General features: G+C 48.4%; 13 protein-coding genes and 3 tRNA genes. 12 read left to right on the top strand and 4 right to left on the bottom strand.

Translation table 11 applies throughout. The features are described from left to right. Nucleotides 1–28: 28 nt before the first annotated feature. Complete coding sequence (gene acs / locus OEW58_12385) at nucleotides 29–1990, bottom strand: acetate--CoA ligase (protein MDH5302147.1); 1962 nt, start codon at nucleotides 1988–1990, stop codon at nucleotides 29–31. Between the two features lie 223 nt (nucleotides 1991–2213). Here acs and OEW58_12380 point away from each other — a divergent pair, with 223 nt between their 5' ends. The 11 genes from OEW58_12380 (at nucleotide 2214) to OEW58_12330 (ending at nucleotide 10952) form a co-directional block, all read left to right on the top strand. Then, the gene (locus tag OEW58_12380; protein ID MDH5302146.1) at nucleotides 2214–2576 is read left to right on the top strand and encodes an Hpt domain-containing protein; all 363 of its coding nucleotides are present in this window, start codon (nucleotides 2214–2216) and stop codon (nucleotides 2574–2576) included. 28 nt (nucleotides 2577–2604) lie between these two features. Continuing rightward, complete coding sequence (locus OEW58_12375) at nucleotides 2605–3942, top strand: diguanylate cyclase (GenBank protein ID MDH5302145.1); 1338 nt, start codon at nucleotides 2605–2607, stop codon at nucleotides 3940–3942. Between the two features lie 100 nt (nucleotides 3943–4042). Then, on the top strand, nucleotides 4043–4672 hold the full coding sequence (locus OEW58_12370) for a uracil-DNA glycosylase (protein ID MDH5302144.1): 630 nt from the start codon (nucleotides 4043–4045) through the stop codon (nucleotides 4670–4672). Nucleotides 4673–4675: 3 nt separating this feature from the next. Then, nucleotides 4676–6541 (top strand): excinuclease ABC subunit UvrC, encoded by a 1866-nt coding sequence (gene uvrC, locus OEW58_12365; protein ID MDH5302143.1) that lies wholly within the window; start codon nucleotides 4676–4678, stop codon nucleotides 6539–6541. Nucleotides 6542–6550: 9 nt separating this feature from the next. Next, nucleotides 6551–7114: a CDP-diacylglycerol--glycerol-3-phosphate 3-phosphatidyltransferase gene (pgsA, locus tag OEW58_12360; GenBank protein MDH5302142.1), complete on the top strand. Its 564-nt coding sequence runs from the start codon at nucleotides 6551–6553 to the stop codon at nucleotides 7112–7114. Between the two features lie 73 nt (nucleotides 7115–7187). Then, nucleotides 7188–7263, top strand: a tRNA-Gly gene (locus OEW58_12355). Nucleotides 7264–7384: 121 nt separating this feature from the next. Then, nucleotides 7385–7458: transfer RNA gene (locus tag OEW58_12350), tRNA-Cys, on the top strand. 25 nt (nucleotides 7459–7483) lie between these two features. Next, a tRNA-Leu gene (locus tag OEW58_12345) sits at nucleotides 7484–7572 on the top strand. 449 nt (nucleotides 7573–8021) lie between these two features. After that, entirely contained in the window at nucleotides 8022–9458 is a 1437-nt protein-coding gene (locus tag OEW58_12340; protein MDH5302141.1) for a hypothetical protein, read from the top strand. A gap of 56 nt (nucleotides 9459–9514) precedes the next feature. After that, nucleotides 9515–10381, top strand: coding sequence for a DNA adenine methylase (locus tag OEW58_12335; GenBank protein ID MDH5302140.1), 867 nt, complete (start codon nucleotides 9515–9517; stop codon nucleotides 10379–10381). Between the two features lie 49 nt (nucleotides 10382–10430). After that, a complete protein-coding gene (locus tag OEW58_12330; GenBank protein ID MDH5302139.1) occupies nucleotides 10431–10952 on the top strand; it encodes a hypothetical protein in 522 nt (173 codons plus the stop codon). A gap of 675 nt (nucleotides 10953–11627) precedes the next feature. Here OEW58_12330 and OEW58_12325 read toward each other — a convergent pair. The 3 genes from OEW58_12325 to OEW58_12315 all read right to left on the bottom strand — a co-directional run bounded on the left by OEW58_12325 (nucleotide 11628) and on the right by OEW58_12315 (nucleotide 14777). After that, complete coding sequence (locus OEW58_12325) at nucleotides 11628–12767, bottom strand: Fic family protein (protein ID MDH5302138.1); 1140 nt, start codon at nucleotides 12765–12767, stop codon at nucleotides 11628–11630. A 261-nt stretch (nucleotides 12768–13028) separates the two neighbouring features. Further along, complete coding sequence (locus tag OEW58_12320; protein MDH5302137.1) at nucleotides 13029–13991, bottom strand: hypothetical protein; 963 nt, start codon at nucleotides 13989–13991, stop codon at nucleotides 13029–13031. Nucleotides 13992–14195: 204 nt separating this feature from the next. Then, nucleotides 14196–14777, bottom strand: coding sequence for a hypothetical protein (locus OEW58_12315; GenBank protein ID MDH5302136.1), 582 nt, complete (start codon nucleotides 14775–14777; stop codon nucleotides 14196–14198). A 405-nt stretch (nucleotides 14778–15182) separates the two neighbouring features. On the opposite strand from OEW58_12315, the gene OEW58_12310 reads away from it, so the two are divergent. Beyond that, entirely contained in the window at nucleotides 15183–17249 is a 2067-nt protein-coding gene (locus OEW58_12310; protein MDH5302135.1) for a serine hydrolase, read from the top strand. Nucleotides 17250–17452: the final 203 nt, after the last annotated feature.

Below are 17452 nucleotides of genomic sequence, written 5' to 3'. Positions count from 1 at the left end.
GGGCTGTTTGTTTTTGGGGCCAAGGTTTTTATAACTTGCCTTGCAGCTGGTCCAGAATCGCCTCATTTTCCAGGGTCGAAGTGTCCTGGGTGATGGGCTCGCCCTTGGCAATGGTGCGCAGCAGTCGGCGCATGATTTTGCCGGAGCGGGTCTTGGGCAGGTTGTCGGCGTAGCGAATGTCATCGGGCTTGGCGATAGGGCCGATTTGTTCAGCCACCCAATTGCGCAATTCCTTGGTGAGTTTTTCATCAACCCCGCCGGCGGGACGCTCGCCGCGCAGCACCACATAGGCAAAAATCGCTTCGCCCTTGATGTCATCGGGGCGACCTACCACCGCTGCCTCGGCAACCCGAGGATGAGCCACCAGCGCCGATTCCACTTCCATGGTGCCCAGGCGATGGCCAGACACGTTCAGCACGTCGTCCACCCGACCCATGATCCAGAAATATCCGTCGGCATCTTTGCGCGCCGAATCACCGGCCAGATAGTAGCGCCCACCAAATTCACCCCAATAGGTTTTGATGTAGCGTTTGTCATCGCCCCATACCGTGCGCAGCATGGATGGCCAGGGTTTTTTGATGACCAGGAAACCACCCTGATTGGGTTCGGTGATGGGGTTGCCATCATTGTCGACCACGTCGGCATCAATGCCGGGCAGCGGCCAGGTGCAGGAGCCAGGCTTGGCGGCCAGCGCGCCGGGAACGGGCGCGATGGCGTGCGAACCGGTTTCGGTTTGCCACCAGGTGTCGACGATGGGGCAGTTTTCATGGCCGATGACGCGGTGATACCACATCCAGGCTTCGGGATTGATCGGTTCCCCCACAGTGCCCAGCAGACGCAGGCTGGACAAGTCATAGGCATTGGGGAAGGCATCGCCCTGCTTCATCAATGCGCGAATGGCGGTGGGGGCGGTGTAGAAAATGGTCGCCTTGTGTGCCTGGATCATTTTCCAGAAACGGCCATAGTCGGGAACCGTCGGCGCGCCTTCGTAAATGACGATGGTGCTGCCGGTGGCCAGCGGTCCATAGGCCACGTAGGAGTGGCCAGTGATCCAGCCCACGTCGGCGGTACACCAGAAAATGTCGTTGGGTTTGATGTCGAACACCCAGCGCATGGTCACAATGGCACCCAGCAAATAGCCAGCGGAGCTGTGTTGTATGCCCTTGGGCTTGCCGGTAGAGCCAGAGGTGTAGAGCAAAAACAGCGGATGCTCGCTTTCCACCCACTCGGGTTCGCATTGGTCGGCCTGGCCGGCGATGGCATCATGCCACCATACATCGCGGCCGGCTTTCATGCTGACCGGGTTTTTGCTGCGTTGCAGTACGATGACTTTTTCGATGCTGGGGCAGCCGGCGGCCAGGGCCTTGTCGGCGGCGGCCTTGAGCTCCACCACCTTGCCGCCGCGATGACCTCCATCGGCGGTGATCAGCATTTTGGCACCGGCGTCTTCAATGCGGTCCTTCAGTGATTCGGCAGAAAATCCGCCAAATACTACGGAGTGAATCGCCCCGATACGGGCGCAGGCCTGCATGGCGACCACGGCTTCGGCGACGTGTGGCATGTAGATAACCACCCGGTCGCCTTTTTTAACCCTATTGGACTTCAGGGCATTGGCGAATTCGCAAACCAGCTTATGCAGTTGACGATAGCTGATGTGGCGGGTATCGCCGGGTTCACCTTCAAAAATAATCGCGGTTTTGTCACCCAGGGTGGTCAAATGGCGATCCAGGCAGTTGTACGACACATTGATTTTGCCATCGGTAAACCAGGCATAGTGCGGTGCGCGGCTGCTGTCTAGAACGGTAGTGAAGGGCTTGTGCCAGCTCATTTCCTGGCGGGCATGTTCTGCCCAGAAACCTTGGTGATCTGCCTTGGCCTGGGCGTGAAGTTGCAGCAATTTGTCGTGATTGATAGTGGCCTGGCTGGCAAAACTCGGGGACGGGGAAAACGAGCGGTCTTCGTGCAAAATGGAGTCAATGTTGTCCGTCATGAATGGCAGTCTCCTGAAATTACCTGAAAAGTATGCGCAGTATAATGAAGGTAATTGAATGGAATGACAATGCCGTAAAACTACGGGAACCGACGACACTTTACTCCGTGACCGACTTTCTAACTTTCTGAAACGAAATAATATACATTTAGAGTTGAGAAAGGGTACCTACCGTCCGACAACGTGGTTTGCTTGGATAACGACCGGAAGTAAGGAGATAGTGATGGATATGCGGCGGCGAATGGTGTTGGACGCCAAGGTTCAGCTGTTGAAAGAAAGCTTTTGTCGCAGTTTGCGTGAGCGGCAGGTGCAGATTGACGAGCAATGGCAGCTTTGTAGTCGTCAAGAGAGCGATCCTGCATCTGCGTTTGAGTTGTATCGTCTGGTGCATAGTTTGGCGGGTGCGGCGCCAAGTTTCGGGTTTGATGCGCTTGGGCAGCGGGCGCGTGAAGTTGAAATACTGATGAAAGTGGATAAACAGGCCCATCTTGCTAATTATCCATACGCGCAACATGCCAAGATGGAAGTCTTGATGCGTGCGATGTTCGCTGAAATGGAACAAACAGCGTCGATGGCAGATGGATAGCGATGTATGAATCTGAGGAGATGGTTTGGTGGGTGCGGGTCTTAAGGTAACTTATGTCTATGACGAGCCAGAAATAGCGCAGCCTGCTGCAGAAGTCAGCGCTGATCCTGCTCAAATACTCACTGCTTTTTTGTTGGAAGACGACCAGATTCTTGCACAAACCATAGCGTTATTGCTCGAACCCTACGGTTACCAGGTCAAACACTTTTCCGCCATCGGTCAGTTGGAACAAGCGCTGAACGAATCTGTACCCGACGTGATTTTGATGGACGTCGAATTGCCTGATGGTGAAAGCACCGAATACGTCCTCAACAATCTTGATCGTTTTAAAAAAATCAACGTGCCATATGTGTTCATGTCGTCGCGAGATGCTTTTTCCTATCGTTTGCGTGCAGTGCGCGCAGGTGCCAGCGGCTATTTTCTAAAGCCGGTGAATATCAGTTCCCTGGTCGATCGCTTGGACAAATGCACTCGCCGGGAAGTACGAGACCCATATCGTGTGTTGATCGTCGATGACTCACTGTCCATCGCCCGTTTTGAACAAAAAATTCTCGAAGATGCAGGAATGCACGTATCCATTGTCACTGACCCGGATCAAATGCTCCCAGCGTTGGATGAGCACAATCCTGATTTGTTATTGATGGATTTATACATGCCCGGATGCAATGGTCAGGAGCTGGCTGGCGTCATTCGGCAGTTGGACAATTACCTGGGAATTCCGATCGTATATTTGTCGTCCGAAGCCAATGTTGACGTGCAGCTGACAGCCATGGGCGTGGGCGGCGACGATTTTTTAACCAAACCGATTGATCCGCATCGTCTGGTGGCAACGGTTTCCAACCGGGTTGAGCGGTCGCGCAAGCTGCGTTCGCTGATGGTCCGCGATGGTTTGACTGGATTGCTGAATCACTCGGCCATTAAAGAGAAACTGGAACACGAGGTTGATCGTGCGCACCGTAATGCTTCAGCGCTGGTGGTTGGCATGGTCGACATCGATAAATTCAAAAGCGTCAACGATACCTATGGCCACAGCACTGGCGATCGTGTGATTAAAAGTCTGTCGCGGATACTTCAGCAGCGGCTGCGTCGCACTGACGCCATTGGACGCTACGGTGGTGAGGAGTTTGCGATTTTGCTACTGGATACCGACATCGAAAATGCCGAGCGCATCATGAACCAGATTCGCGAAGATTTTAACAAAATCGCCCAACAAGGCGGAGAAGGCCAGGTGTTTTTCTCCAGCTTCAGCTGCGGCCTGGTGCAGATACGTGACAAACTGACCGCCAAGGATTTATACAACGCGGCAGATGCAGCGCTGTATCAGGCCAAAGAAGGTGGTCGCAACCAGGTGGTGGTCAGCAAATAAGGTGTGCTGATTACCCCGTAAGCGGGATTTTGCTATGATTGCCAACGGTCATCCCATTGTGAGATGGCCGTTTTGTTTTTGTCGCCAAAGCGGAATACCGATGCCCCCATTTAAGACCAGTTGTCGCCAATGTCCCCGTCTTGCCAGTTTTCTTGACACGGTCAAGGCCGAAAATCCTGATTATTTCGCCAAGCCGGTGCCACCCTACGGCCCTGCCGATGCGCAATTAATGATCGTTGGGCTTGCGCCCGGTATGCACGGTGCCAATCGCACAGGTCGACCATTCACCGGTGATTATGCTGGCGTGTTGTTGTATCAGACTTTGTTCGATTTTGGATTTGCCAACAAACCCGAATCGATTGCCCTGGGCGATGGTTTTGAATTGATCAATTGCCGCATCACCAATGCGGTGAAATGTTTACCGCCGCAAAACAAACCCATCGGCAGCGAAATCAATCAGTGCAATACCTATCTGACAGACGAAATTGCCAGCATGCCTGCAGGCAGTGTGGTGGTGGCGCTGGGCTCGATTGCGCACAACGCAGTGCTCAAAGCCCTGGGTCAAAAACAGGGTTTTGCCAAATTTGCCCACAATGTTGCGCATCGTTTACCCAATGGCATGACCTTGATTGATTCCTATCACTGCAGTCGCTACAACACTCAAACCAAACGGTTGACGGAAAAAATGTTCCGCGACGTTTTTCATCACGCCAAACAAATTCTGGGCTGATCCATGGACGATACTGAGCCATCATTGGAATCATCGGATGAGCCCAGCGGCTTTGATGCCAAGGAATTTCTAAAAAATCTGACCAGCTCGCCCGGCGTGTATCGCATGCTCAACGAGGCGGGCAAGGTCATTTATGTCGGCAAGGCGCGTAATCTAAAAAAACGCGTCAGCAGCTATTTTAATCGCGGCGATCAAACGCCAAAAACACGAGCGATGGTGGCGCGGATTCGCGGCGTTGAAGTAACCTTGACGCACACCGAAAACGAAGCGTTGATCCTGGAAAATAATCTGATCAAAACGCTCAAGCCGCAGTACAACGTGTTGTTTCGCGATGACAAAAGTTACCCGTATATTTTTCTTTCCACCTCGCAACAGTTTCCGCGTCTGGCCTATTATCGCGGCGCGCGCAAGGAAAAAGGCCGTTACTTTGGTCCGTATCCCAGCGCCGGTGCGGTGCGCGAAAGTTTAAATCTGCTGCAGAAACTGTTTCCGGTGCGCCAGTGCGAAGACAGTTATTTTCGCAATCGTTCACGCCCCTGTCTGCAATATCAAATCAAACGCTGTACTGCGCCGTGTGTGGGTTACATTGACGCAGAAAAATACGCTGAAGACGTGCGGCATGCGATGTTGTTTCTGGAAGGAAAAAATTCGCAAGTGATAGACGAGCTCGCCGGCAAAATGGATCAGGCTGCCGAAGTGATGGAGTTTGAAAAAGCTGCGGTGTTTCGCGATCAAATCGCAGCGCTGCGCAAGGTGCAGGAACGTCAATATATCACCGGCGAAAAAGGCGATCTGGATGTGATTGCTGCCGTCACAAAAGGTGCGCTGGGTTGTGTGCAGGTGTTTTTCATTCGCCAGGGACAGAATCTGGGCAACAAAACGTTTTTCCCCAGCCACAGCGAACAGGTCAGCGTGGAAGAAATGCTCGAAGCCTTTATTTCGCAATACTACATCGGCAAATCCGGCGCCCGCACCGTGCCGGCTGAAATACTGGTCAACGTCCTGCCGCAGGAATCCGAGGTGCTGGCGCAGGTGCTCAGTGAGCAAAGCGGCCGCAAAGTACAAATCAGCGACCGCTGTCGTGGTGAGCGCGCCCGTTGGTTAAAAATCGCGCAGACCAACGCAGATGCCGCACTGCAAGTCCACATGGCCGACAAAGCCAACGTGCATGCGCGGTTTGAGGCCCTGGCCGATGCGCTGAAACTGGAACAGGTGCCGCAGCGCATCGAATGCTTTGACATCAGTCACACCATGGGCGAAGCCACGGTGGCCTCGTGCGTGGTGGCTGACCACAGCGGCATGCTCAAATCCGATTACCGGCGCTTCAACATCGACGGCATTACCGGCGGTGACGATTACGCCGCCATGCACCAGGCTTTGTCGCGGCGGTTTCGTCGGTTGGTGGAAGGCGAGGGCAAGCAGCCCGACATCGTACTGATCGACGGCGGCAAGGGCCAACTGGCGCAGGCCGAGGCGGTGCTGGCCGAGCTGCAATTGCACGACATTCTGCTGATCGGTGTGGCCAAAGGGGTAGAGCGCAAGCCCGGAATGGAAACCCTGTTCTTGTCCGGGGTGGAGCAGCCGTTTATACTGCCGGCTGATTCGCTGGCCCTGCACCTTATCCAGCAAATCAGGGACGAGGCTCATCGCTTTGCGATACAGGGTCACCGCGCCAAGCGCGGCAAGGCCCGAGGCCGCTCCGCACTGGAAGATATTGAAGGATTGGGTCCCAAACGCCGCCAGCAACTGCTGCGACAGTTCGGTGGCCTGCAGGGAATACAAAGCGCAGGGATCGAAGACTTGGCCGCCGTTAAAGGCATTAGCGCGGCGCTGGCAGAAAAGATTTACCAACATTTTCACTCTGATTGATTGTTTAGCATGCACAGTATTCCAAATTATCTGACCTGGGGTCGTATCGCTCTCATCCCCATTTTTGTCATCGTGTTTTATCTGCCGGTGAGCTGGGCGAACGAAGTCAGCGCCTTGCTGTTCATGTTGGCCGGTTTTACCGACTGGCTGGATGGCTATTTGGCGCGCAAGTGGAAACAGACCACCGCCTTTGGCGCGTTTCTGGACCCGGTGGCCGACAAGCTCATGGTTGCCGTGGCGCTGATCCTGTTGGTGCAGGCCAACCCGACCGCGACCTTTGCCGCTCCTGCCTGCGTGATCGTGGGCCGGGAGATTGCCGTGTCCTCGCTGCGTGAATGGATGGCCGAAATCGGCGCGCGTGCGGCGGTGGCGGTATCGGGCATGGGCAAGATCAAAACCACGGTGCAGATGGTGGCGCTGCTGCTGTTGCTGTACCGTGATGACCTGCTTGGCCTGCCGGTACACATGATCGGTATGGCGCTGTTGTACGTCGCGGCGATCCTCACCTTGTGGTCGATGTTGGTGTACTTGAAGGCCGCCTGGCCGCTGTTGATGAAAACTCGATCAAACTGAATCACTTAGCTGAAAATTCTGTTTCGAGGTGTTGACAGCTAGGCGAATCTCAGTAAAATGGCGCCCACATTCAGCGGGAATAGCTCAGTTGGTAGAGCACAACCTTGCCAAGGTTGGGGTCGCGAGTTCGAGTCTCGTTTCCCGCTCCAAATTCGCGAAGGCCTCGGTTATCCGAGGCCTTTTTGTTTGGGGAACGAATGTTTTCTCAAGAAAATGAAGCGGTTCCGAGGGGGAGACAAGATCGCCCTGAATCGGTATACTAGCGCCCAAGGCTGAGTGGCAGAGTGGCCATGCAGCGGATTGCAAATCCGTGGACCTCGGTTCGACTCCGGGCTCAGCCTCCATTCTTGATCTTTGCACACTGTGTTTGCCCGGGTGGCGAAATAGGTAGACGCAAGGGACTTAAAATCCCTCGGCTGGTAACGGCCGTGCCGGTTCGATTCCGGCCCCGGGCACCATTTAAAATCAATGAGTTATCGCTGAATTATATTTCTTAACTCAGCGTTTAAATCCTCCGAAAAAATTCATAGTAGACATATAGTAGACGCTTCGAGCACAGATTTTCGTGGCCATTGACTTCCCTATTCTTAGTAGGCAGCTTTGTTATTTAAGCCGCTTGTCTCAAATAGTATCGTTTTTGAGCATGATTCTTATGGTTGGAGGTTTTTTCTAACTATTAAAGCTGTTTCTACTATAACAACGCTTATGTTCTTTGATAGATTAGGCATTGTTTATATGTGCTTATTTGGGATATTCAAAGTTTGTAAGCGGAAGTGAATTCAGCTTGTTCTCTTTTCCCTATTGTTGCTTATTGTTTAATCAGTCGAATTCAAGATGATAAGCAGGAACGCATTGTTCTTTTTTGTAGTAATCGCGAGTAGCTTGGTTGTCCACAGGGAGATTTATTTTGTCAGTCGTCGACTATAGTAAATGGAAAAGCAGGGAGTTAAAGATAACCAATTTGAAGTTGGATGCTTTTAATCCACGGTTACCAGAGGCTGAAGGAGGGCTGTCACAGCGTAAGCTTATTGAAGAGCTAATATTGCATGAGAGTGTATACGAACTTGCAAAAGATATTGCAGATAAAGGCTATTATCCAATTGAGTCATTAATTGTTGTTGAAGAAGATGGGAAGAAAATAGTTGTCGAAGGAAATCGTCGGCTAGCTGCCCTGAAATTACTACATAATCCTGATCTGGCCCCAGATAAATTTAGAAAAAAGTTCTCGATCTTATCTGATCGATCTCCAAATGTAATTAAAGTTGTTGTGCTGGTTGCGTTGTCCCGTGAAGCAGCAGCCCCTCTGATTATGAATAAGCACACTAGCTCTCAGGTGAAGGGCTGGAGCCCTGTGATGCAAGCAAAATTCTATGTGCAATTGATAAAGTCCGGTAAAACTATTTCTGATATATCAGAGGAGTATTCTGTTCCAAAAGGTGATATCAAAGAGTTTCTCCAACGCTATGAGATGTATAGTGTTGCATGTAAATTGGATTTGCCTGAAGAGATATTGGATATTGTAACTGATCCCCGAAGGTTTAATGTTACTACTCTTGAACGCTTGTACACCCATCGAGATATTCAGAAGATTCTGGGAATTGAATTTGATGAGGATAAAAAATTAAAGGGAAATATCTCTTCTGATGAGTTTAAAAAAGGCTTTTCCAAGATAGTTTCGGATGTCGCGCTTGGTAAGGAAACTTCAAGGACGGTAAATGATGATGATGGAGTAAAACGATATATTGGTGAGTTTGCCAGTAGTGATCTGCCTGATTTAAAGAGTAAAGGAGTATTTACAGGAGATGATCTTCTTTCTGGTGAAGAAGAAAAGTTACCAGCTCCTAGCCCTGAAAAAAAGAAGGTTGTTTCTAAAGTTTCAAGGAAAAGTAAGTCCTTATTACCTTCATATATAAAGTGTCAGGTAAATAATAAAAGGATTGTTGATATTTTTTCTGAAATGAAAAAAATAAGTGTTGCCGATCAGCCAAATACTTCTGCTGTTATGTTTAGGGTGATCCTTGAAATGTCAATTTCTCATTATCTTGAGAAAACTCGAAAGATAGAAGAGGTGTTAAATGGTAAAGGGAAGAGTAAAGATTGGGCGCCAACGTTAAAGGATATGATTAAGTATATTTTGAATGAAGATAAGGATATTGAATTGGGGGCCGGGTCTAGGAAAGCTATAAATAAATTGCTTGATAAGAATGAGATTTTTTCAATCGATACTTTAGATAATTATATACACAATAGAAGGCTTCATCCTACAGAGGATAAGTTGCGTGCATTCTGGGAAGCTATTGAAGAGTTGATGATAGTAGTTCTAACTGAGCCTAGTTATGGTTGATAGTGTGAACTGTTATATGTGTATATTTAGAATGAAATCGTGAATGAGGAAGATTGATGGGCAGATATAATACTCCTTTGCGCTATCCGGGAGGTAAGGCGAAATTATCTAGTTATATAAAGGAAATATTTGAACTGAATAATTTGTGTGATGGGCATTATATGGAGCCATATGCAGGAGGTGCTGGAATTGCCCTTGATCTTTTGATGGACGAATATGTTACGCATATCCACTTGAATGATCTAAATTATCCTCTGTATTCATTCTGGCATTGTGTGTTAAATGATACGGAATCTCTTTGTCGGAGGATAAAGAATTGTCGCGTTACGATAAACGTATGGAATAGGCAAAAAAAAATAATCAATCACCCTGGTGAACATTCGCTATTTGAGTTGGGTTTTGCTTTATTTTTTCTGAATAGAGTGAACAGGTCGGGAATTATTAGTGGTGGTGTAATCGGAGGGAAAAATCAAGATGGGCCATGGAAAATCGATGCAAGATTCAATAAAGATGGGCTGATTGATAGAATTGAGCGGATTGCAGACTATAAAGATAGAATATCTATATATAATCTTGATGCCTCAGATCTTATAAAAAATGTAATTCCTGTTTTGCCAAAGAAATCTCTTATTTATCTTGATCCTCCTTATTACGTAAAGGGGCAAGAGTTATACGATAATCATTATGGGCATAAGGATCATGCTCTTATTGCCCAGTTGGTTCAGAACAAGATAAAACACCCCTGGATGGTGTCATATGACAACACACCCCAAATCCACGAATTTTATAGGGAAAGCCGGCGCGCCACGTATTCTCTTAATTATCATGCTGCTCAACCTAGTAAGGGGTCTGAGGTGATGGTGTATAGTGAGCAGCTAATTCTTCCTGAAGATAATAACCCAGGGTTAAAGAAAGCTTCTTAATGGTTGCATTGGAGTGAGATTCCCGCTGGGCGGGTGGTGAGATGGTGTAATGATTTATTGGCAGCCATTTGAATATAAGGGGGAGGTGTATAGTCTTGGGCATTTGCACCCCGAATTGTGGACGTTCTGTCAGGTTAAACAAGGAAAAAATGATGCAGTTTATCGAATTCAAGTTACCTATTCCTTGCATACTTTTACTAAGGGGTTAAGAGAAGAGCATAGTGAGGATTTAGCGTATTCTGATAACAAGGAGATTCGTACGTTTTGTTTTAATCGTTATGAATGGTCTCATTCTCTTCCTGGCGCTATTAAAGGATTAGATCAAGGCTATGTATATAGTACGGGCAAGAGAAACTTTTTACGGATTCCGAAGGGGGACGGAAGTGCTGGGGAATACGAAATATTTTTTACCCTTACTAAAGCAAGTGCTCAAGGAGTGGACTTAAATTTATATGTAAGTTCGGCCTACTACAGAACTTATGGTAGTGCACCAAAGGCGGGTAAAATACGGTTTGGCATTGCGGCTTTTAATATCATGCACAATAAGCCAATAAAAGTTCACCGCAGATAAAAAAGCGCCTAAGGATAGACGCTTTTTAGAACAAGATTTAATCGGAACCTTTGAGTATCGCGCTCTTCGGCGTCAACCCTTGTGGGCGGTACTGTTGCGCCGTTTCCGGCTCCGTTCATACAACAGCAATAATATTATCGGACAAATTGGCAATATATTCAAATGTTAGATGAAAAAAGTTACTCTCTTTGCTGATAATGGTTAAAAAACAATAGGTTATATGTGTTTTTATAGTGGGGGGTTGTTAAAGCACAGTAATCGCTTCTAATATTTCTATCTCTTTTTATCTATGTGACTGCGTATCGAGGATTATTTCGTACAGTTATTGACAGAACTCCAAGGGGGAGAAAACCCTGGGGCCGTCATTTTCTCCCGTAGATAATCACTATCATCACCCGAAAATGTTCCGGGATATTCCCCGGGGAATAGCTCATTAGTTGCCGGGATGGTTCCGGGGGCGAAATAGCTCGGGGCCGGGGAATTTGCCTCCGGGGCCGGGACGGGGCCGGAACCGTCGAAGTATTCCAATTCACTTCCCTCGAGGGCTCCCCGGGGGGCGTTCCGGGGAATCCCCGGGGATTTCTACTGTTCCCGCTTTTTTTCTAAATCCAATCGTCCACTCTTGGGGTCGGGTCACGATCACACCATCCCCCAAGCGGGCTGTATCTCAATCGTTCACTCGAGTTTGTGCCTTATCTGATAACGTGTGCTGCGTCCTCCGCCGGGCAGTTTATCGATGCACCCTTTTTCGAGTAGTTCGCCGAGATGACGTGTGGCGGTGGCCTTGCTAACTTTGGCGACTGTTTGGTATTGCGACGCACTGATTCCCTGTTGCAAGCCTTTTTCTCCTCCATCCAGCAAACGGTTTAGCACTTTTATCTGTTCCTTCGACAGCACGGTATCGTGATGGCGTTGCCAGAAGCGCGTTTTTGCCAAGGTCAGTTCAATTTTGTCGAGTGAGTTTTGCAGCGCACATTTCAGCGTTTCCAGAAACCAAACTAACCATGCAGTGACATCAACGTCACCGCGTTGGCTTTGTTCCAGAATGCGATAGTAGGCTTGGCGTTTTTCCAGAATCGCAGCAGACATGGCATACAGGCGAATGCTTTGTTGGTCTGCTTGCGCCAGCGCCATATCGGTTAAGGCCCGCGTGATGCGGCCATTGCCATCATCAAAGGGATGTAAGGTAATCAGCCATAAGTGGCAGATGGCGGCGCGCAACAGCGGATCAAGTTTCGGTTCCGACCGGCTTCCGTTAAACCAATCTATAAAAGTGCTGAGTTCGGTGTCGAGTACGTCACGAGGCGGCGCTTCAAAATGAATGGTTGGACGATCAAAGCGACCGGACACGACCTGCATGGGCTCGTCCCCCCTTAGTTCTCCAGCATGAACAGGGTGAAGCGAAAATGCACCCTCGGGAAACAACCAGCAATGCCATTGAAACAGTCGAGCCAGCGTCAGTGATGACTCCAGGTTACCAACCGCATCAAGCATCATTTCCGCCAGCCCTTCGGAGCGGTTGGAGGTGGGGTAGCCAGGTGTTGTTTTCAGCCCGAGTCGCTTGGCCAGTGAAGAGCGTATCGATTCAATATTTAGCTGCTCGCCCTCAATGGCGGAGGAGGTGATGATGTTTTGCAGCAGCGTATCCAGAACGGGCTGTGCGTCGGCATCATCATTTAGCACACAGGTCCTGCCCAGCAGGATGCCTTGTTTTAGTCGCACGGCACGCAGTAATGGCTGAATTGCATCGTCCTGCCAGACAAAGTGGGGCCATTGTGCGTGTTGCCAGATCCAACTGGCCTGTTTTGAGGTCATGCGATCAGCTCCTGTGAGCCGTTTAGATGAGGTATTCGGCTCATGTTGTGAGTCTAATAGTAGATCTATTCGGCTCATTATTCAAGCTGATAAGGAGGCTTGGGGTTGGAATCCAGCTGGCTGGGAATGAGGTTTGGCAAATTTAAAACTGCTTTGCTCAGGTTATGTAGGTCCGATTAGCGTAGCGTAATCGGGCGCATGTGGAATCGGATAGCAAGTAGACCGAACGAATTGATGACGAAATCCGGGCTGCAAAAAAAATCACACCGCAACAAATATCTGCTGCACTGTTCCGGCAGTGCCATCTTCGTTTAGATAAATGCCGGTGCTGGCAATCTCACCGTGCGTCACCGTCTGGCTGGCATCGCGCAACTGGAACGGGGAACTGACTTTGCCGAGGAAAATAGCGCCAATATTCTTTTCACCCAGCGCCATTAACTGATCGTTGCCATTTTCATCTTGCGTCCAGATGCGCAGCTTGTGATAAATGTCGTCATTTTCATCTATCCAGAGATTACGGTCTTGATCATACTTTCCAAGGTCGGCAAAACCATCGCCGCTGATCGCACCAAACAACTCACGACCGTGATTGATTACACCATCAGCATTGGCATCGAGGGCGAGATAGCCGCTGCCTTCACGCAGTCGCGATATTTGATCTGCTTCGCCATCGGCATCAATATCAAAGCGGAACTTCGCGTCGGTTAGGCCGGCTGAGTTGCCGTCAAAATTGATGACGAGCGGATCTTTTTGTCGAGCGTTACCCATGTCCAATCGAATTCCTGTCGTCTCAACCAACGACCTGGACATATTCAATTCGAGATCAACGGTGATCTGTTTGCCATCGGCTGTTTTGATAATGGCGGCGGCGGTGAATTGCACACTTTCCTGTTCCTGATAGGTCTCGGTGCGCTCATAACTCATGCCAACGCTACTGGACCTGGCGCTGCTCTCTGTCGTTTCCGACGTCGGGTCAATAAACTTCATTTTCTTTCCTGTCAGCGCTTCCACAAAACGAATCAGGGATTGGTATTTTACGCGGACCGGATTGAGCTTTTCACTCTCGTCCTTCTGTTGCAGCTCCTTGGCTCGATCGGAGATGGCAACTGTGTCTGGTGCGGTTGTGGTTTCGGTACGCCACAGCCGAAGATTTTCTCTAACTTCATGTGTTTGGCTGTGTTCATGCCGGGCGGAGAGCTGCACTTGAGATGACTGAATTTTCATACCGACACCTGCAACAGAGAAACTTGTCACACTTCTGCTATTCCAGCGTCCAAGTACAGAGCAATTTAAAGGGTAACTGTGTAAATTATGCTGAATTGAGACTGTTTCTAATCTGAGCAATAACCAAACACGTACGTTGGTGGCGGATTGACAGCTAAAGCCTGTTTGGCAGGGAATGCCAAAGTTGTCGAGCGTCGCTACACCTTAGCAATCATCAAACTTTTTTCTCAGCGCCTGGAGTTTATTTTCGTAATCTTCGGCGTCACCGTAAGACAAAAAATGGTAATAACGTGAATGCGGTGTTTTGTTGCGTTTGGCGTGTTTGATCGGGCACCAGTATTGTTCGGTGCGGGCGGCAATCTCGGTAGCGTAACCAAGCAGGCCGTTGCCATAGCTGCAGTATGAGAAGTGGATGCGCTCGATCAGGTTCAGATATTTTAATTGCTGCCGGTCGTAAATAAAATAGTCGCGGCGTGTTACGCGGGGAATGCGATACAGCGGAAAGCAAAGCCGCTGATAGATGCTGACGCCAAGGTCAAGCAACAACATGGGCAATAGCAGACTATAAACGATGGGGGCAGTGAAAATGACCAGCCAGCGTGACGTGGCCAGATAACTGCGCAGGCTCATGGCCATCTGGTGATGGCGGTGCTTGATTTGTTCCTCAAACTGAACCCGGCCATTATGGACGCTGTAGCCGAGCTTCTCCGCTTCGCGGCTGATCTCCTCGGAGACCCGTTCTTGCAGCTCGTTGATCTCATTCAGTAAATTTTGCAAGTGTGTCATGGCGCTCCCTGTGTGGCGTAATAATCAAGTTACAACCGGATAAGGGGCGGCAACGGGCTTAAAGTTAAAGCCTAACAGTATTAAGCAGATCAGTAACCAATATTCGTAAATAGGGTGTTTACTGTCGTAGACGTATGTATTGATTTCATAGGAACAAGGGTGAGGAATATCACTGGATTCATCAGAAAAAAAGACACCGAAATAAATTAACAAATTTAACCTCAGAGCCATCATCTCTTCATGCCAAAAATAGATTAAGGGTATTGTAAAAAATGCATGGGATTAATACTAATGTACTAGACCTTTGATCTATGACAAACGTCATATTCGATATTTCATATGTACTATGTGGTTGTGAATGGGCAATATTCGCCGAACAGGCCCACACTATCCAAGGATAGAGCTATGAAAAAATATTCGTTTCTCCTGGTTATGATGATCTCAGTTCTTTTGTCGGGTTGTCATGAGGGCGAGCTTCATTTTGAGCCAAAAGGCGATAAAAACAGCGGTCCAGCCGATTCATTAGGGCAACTTGATGTTGTTATTGATGAGCAATTAGGTGGTGGATTAACAATTAGTCCAAAGCAAAATCATTTTGTCGATGCCGATGACCCGAATGAAATAGGGTGGGCATCGATAAGGGATCTCAGTAAATCAGCGTTTGTCGACAAGGTGGAATTCTATCGTCAGGCTGGCTATCGGATGCAAGATGTCGAGATTTATATGCTGAATAACGAAAAGCGGTACTCCGCCGTTTTCAGGAAAAATGACGATGGAAGAGATTGGCAGGCCTATTTTGATTTAAGTGCGAATGGTTTCAATGCAAAAGTGGAATATTACAAAAACAACAGTGGTCGGATGATTGATCAGGAGGTCCATGTTGCCAATGGAATCCCGACTTATTCTGGAATATGGATAGAGAATACAGAAAATCTGGAGTCGGTTTCCTATCATGATGTGCTGGCAGCAGAATTCAACACCAAGTTTGCACAGTACAAGCAAACATTTATCCCTGTTGATTATGAAAGCTATATAGTAGATGGAAAGCGGTACTACTCTATGGTGTGGAGGAAAAACGTCGCCAATCTAAGCTGGAGATTTAAGCCTGAGCAAGCCTATGAAAATTATGTTGCCGACTTTAATGTATTGAAGGGTGACTATCGACTTCAAGATCTAGAAATATACATGAAAGGTCAAAACAGATACTACACCAGCATTTGGGTAGAAAATCTAAATGGTCGTTATTGGGAGAGCGCGGTATCACTCAATAGTCAACAATTTTCCAACAAATGGAACCGCATGAAGGATGCTGGTTACAGATTGGTAAATTTCATGCCGTATGTTGATGAAAATGGCTTTAAATACGCTGGAATTTGGCGTCAGAATTCAGATCGTCCAAATTGGGAACTAAAGTCGCAGGTAGATGATCTGGCTGTTGATTTTTGGCAAAGCTGGAACATTCCAAGCGTCAGCGTTGGTATTGCTGTAGGCGGTGAAATCAAATATCTACGCGGCGTAGGTGAAGCAGATATCGCAAATCAGGTGGCTGCTCACGCTGATTCGGTATACCGCTTGGCGTCAGTGTCAAAAGCGATTGGCGGCGTTTTGACAATGAAACTGGTGGAAAAACATAACGGTAATTTTAATCTGGACGATTTTGCCAAATGGGATTGGTTGAATTCATTGCCTGAGGGGCACGACTATACCGTGGGGCAACTGGTTGCGAATCGCAGTGGTATTGGAACTTATGGACAATTTGGTTCCGATACGGATAACCCTGGGTTCAATGCCAATTTTGATTCGGCATGGAATGCTTCTCAATTCATAATTTCTGAACCTCTTAACAATCGGGTTGGCGAATACGAGTATAGTACGCATGGCTATACGGTGTTGGGGGCTGTACTTGAACAAGTCGAATTGAAAAATATATTTGATATCGTTAAAGACGAAATTACAATTCCATATGCGGTTCCGACGTTGCGTCAGGAGTTCAGGAATCAGGCTGTTCAAAACCGCGTAAAAATTTATACAGATGCCGATAAGGATTCAAACGAGCCACCAGCACAAAATGTCGAATCTGCACGAAATGACATTACCTGGAAAACCTTGGGGGGGGGGCTTGAGGCGAGTACCTACGATCTGTTGCGCTTTGGTATGAAGTTGGCGAATGAAGAGATAATTAGCAAAGCATCCATGGATGTCATGTGGAGTGACCCAACACCCGGTAGTGCTGGCACTGCAGGAGATAATGGCAGCTACAACTACGGTTGGAATGTGGGAACGTTCACGAATAAAGATGGCAACAATTACCTGAAAGCAGTAAAAGATGGTGGGGCCTTGGGTGTATCGAGTTACATAACGATTGTTCCCGATCTGGATATCGTTATCGTAGTGCTTACCAATCGCCGCTATCCTCATTTTGCATCATCACTGGCGGTGGATATTGAGGATGCACTGAGTACGATCTACTAGAGTAAAATTAACCGTGATCGCCGTTTGATACCGAATCATGGTTGATATTGACATCGATTCCCCCTTGGAAAGTGGTAACTTAAGCAGCACCTTTGGGTGCTGCTTTTTTTAGTCAAACCTTCCTTGCCAATTCTATTTCCTGAGTTTGCACAGCATTTGCAATTCCCCAGTACCATCATCTTGCGGGGGGGGGGGGGCTTTCA

The organism is Gammaproteobacteria bacterium (assembly GCA_029884425.1).
Classification (GTDB): Bacteria; Pseudomonadota; Gammaproteobacteria; order S012-40; family S012-40; genus JAOUHV01.
This window is presented reverse-complemented; position numbering and strand designations above follow the sequence as displayed.

Bases quoted from the DNA above. Each gene is read 5' to 3' on its own strand.
- uvrC (MDH5302143.1), top strand. From the start codon at position 4,676: ATGGACGATACTGAGCCATCATTGGAATCATCGGATGAGCCCAGCGGC.
- OEW58_12330 (MDH5302139.1), top strand. From the start codon at position 10,431: ATGATTTATTGGCAGCCATTTGAATATAAGGGGGAGGTGTATAGTCTT.
- OEW58_12380 (MDH5302146.1), top strand. From the start codon at position 2,214: ATGGATATGCGGCGGCGAATGGTGTTGGACGCCAAGGTTCAGCTGTTG.
- OEW58_12370 (MDH5302144.1), top strand. From the start codon at position 4,043: ATGCCCCCATTTAAGACCAGTTGTCGCCAATGTCCCCGTCTTGCCAGT.
- OEW58_12335 (MDH5302140.1), top strand. From the start codon at position 9,515: ATGGGCAGATATAATACTCCTTTGCGCTATCCGGGAGGTAAGGCGAAA.
- OEW58_12320 (MDH5302137.1), bottom strand. From the start codon at position 13,991: ATGAAAATTCAGTCATCTCAAGTGCAGCTCTCCGCCCGGCATGAACAC.
- OEW58_12315 (MDH5302136.1), bottom strand. From the start codon at position 14,777: ATGACACACTTGCAAAATTTACTGAATGAGATCAACGAGCTGCAAGAA.
- acs (MDH5302147.1), bottom strand. From the start codon at position 1,990: ATGACGGACAACATTGACTCCATTTTGCACGAAGACCGCTCGTTTTCC.
- OEW58_12310 (MDH5302135.1), top strand. From the start codon at position 15,183: ATGAAAAAATATTCGTTTCTCCTGGTTATGATGATCTCAGTTCTTTTG.
- pgsA (MDH5302142.1), top strand. From the start codon at position 6,551: ATGCACAGTATTCCAAATTATCTGACCTGGGGTCGTATCGCTCTCATC.
- OEW58_12325 (MDH5302138.1), bottom strand. From the start codon at position 12,767: ATGACCTCAAAACAGGCCAGTTGGATCTGGCAACACGCACAATGGCCC.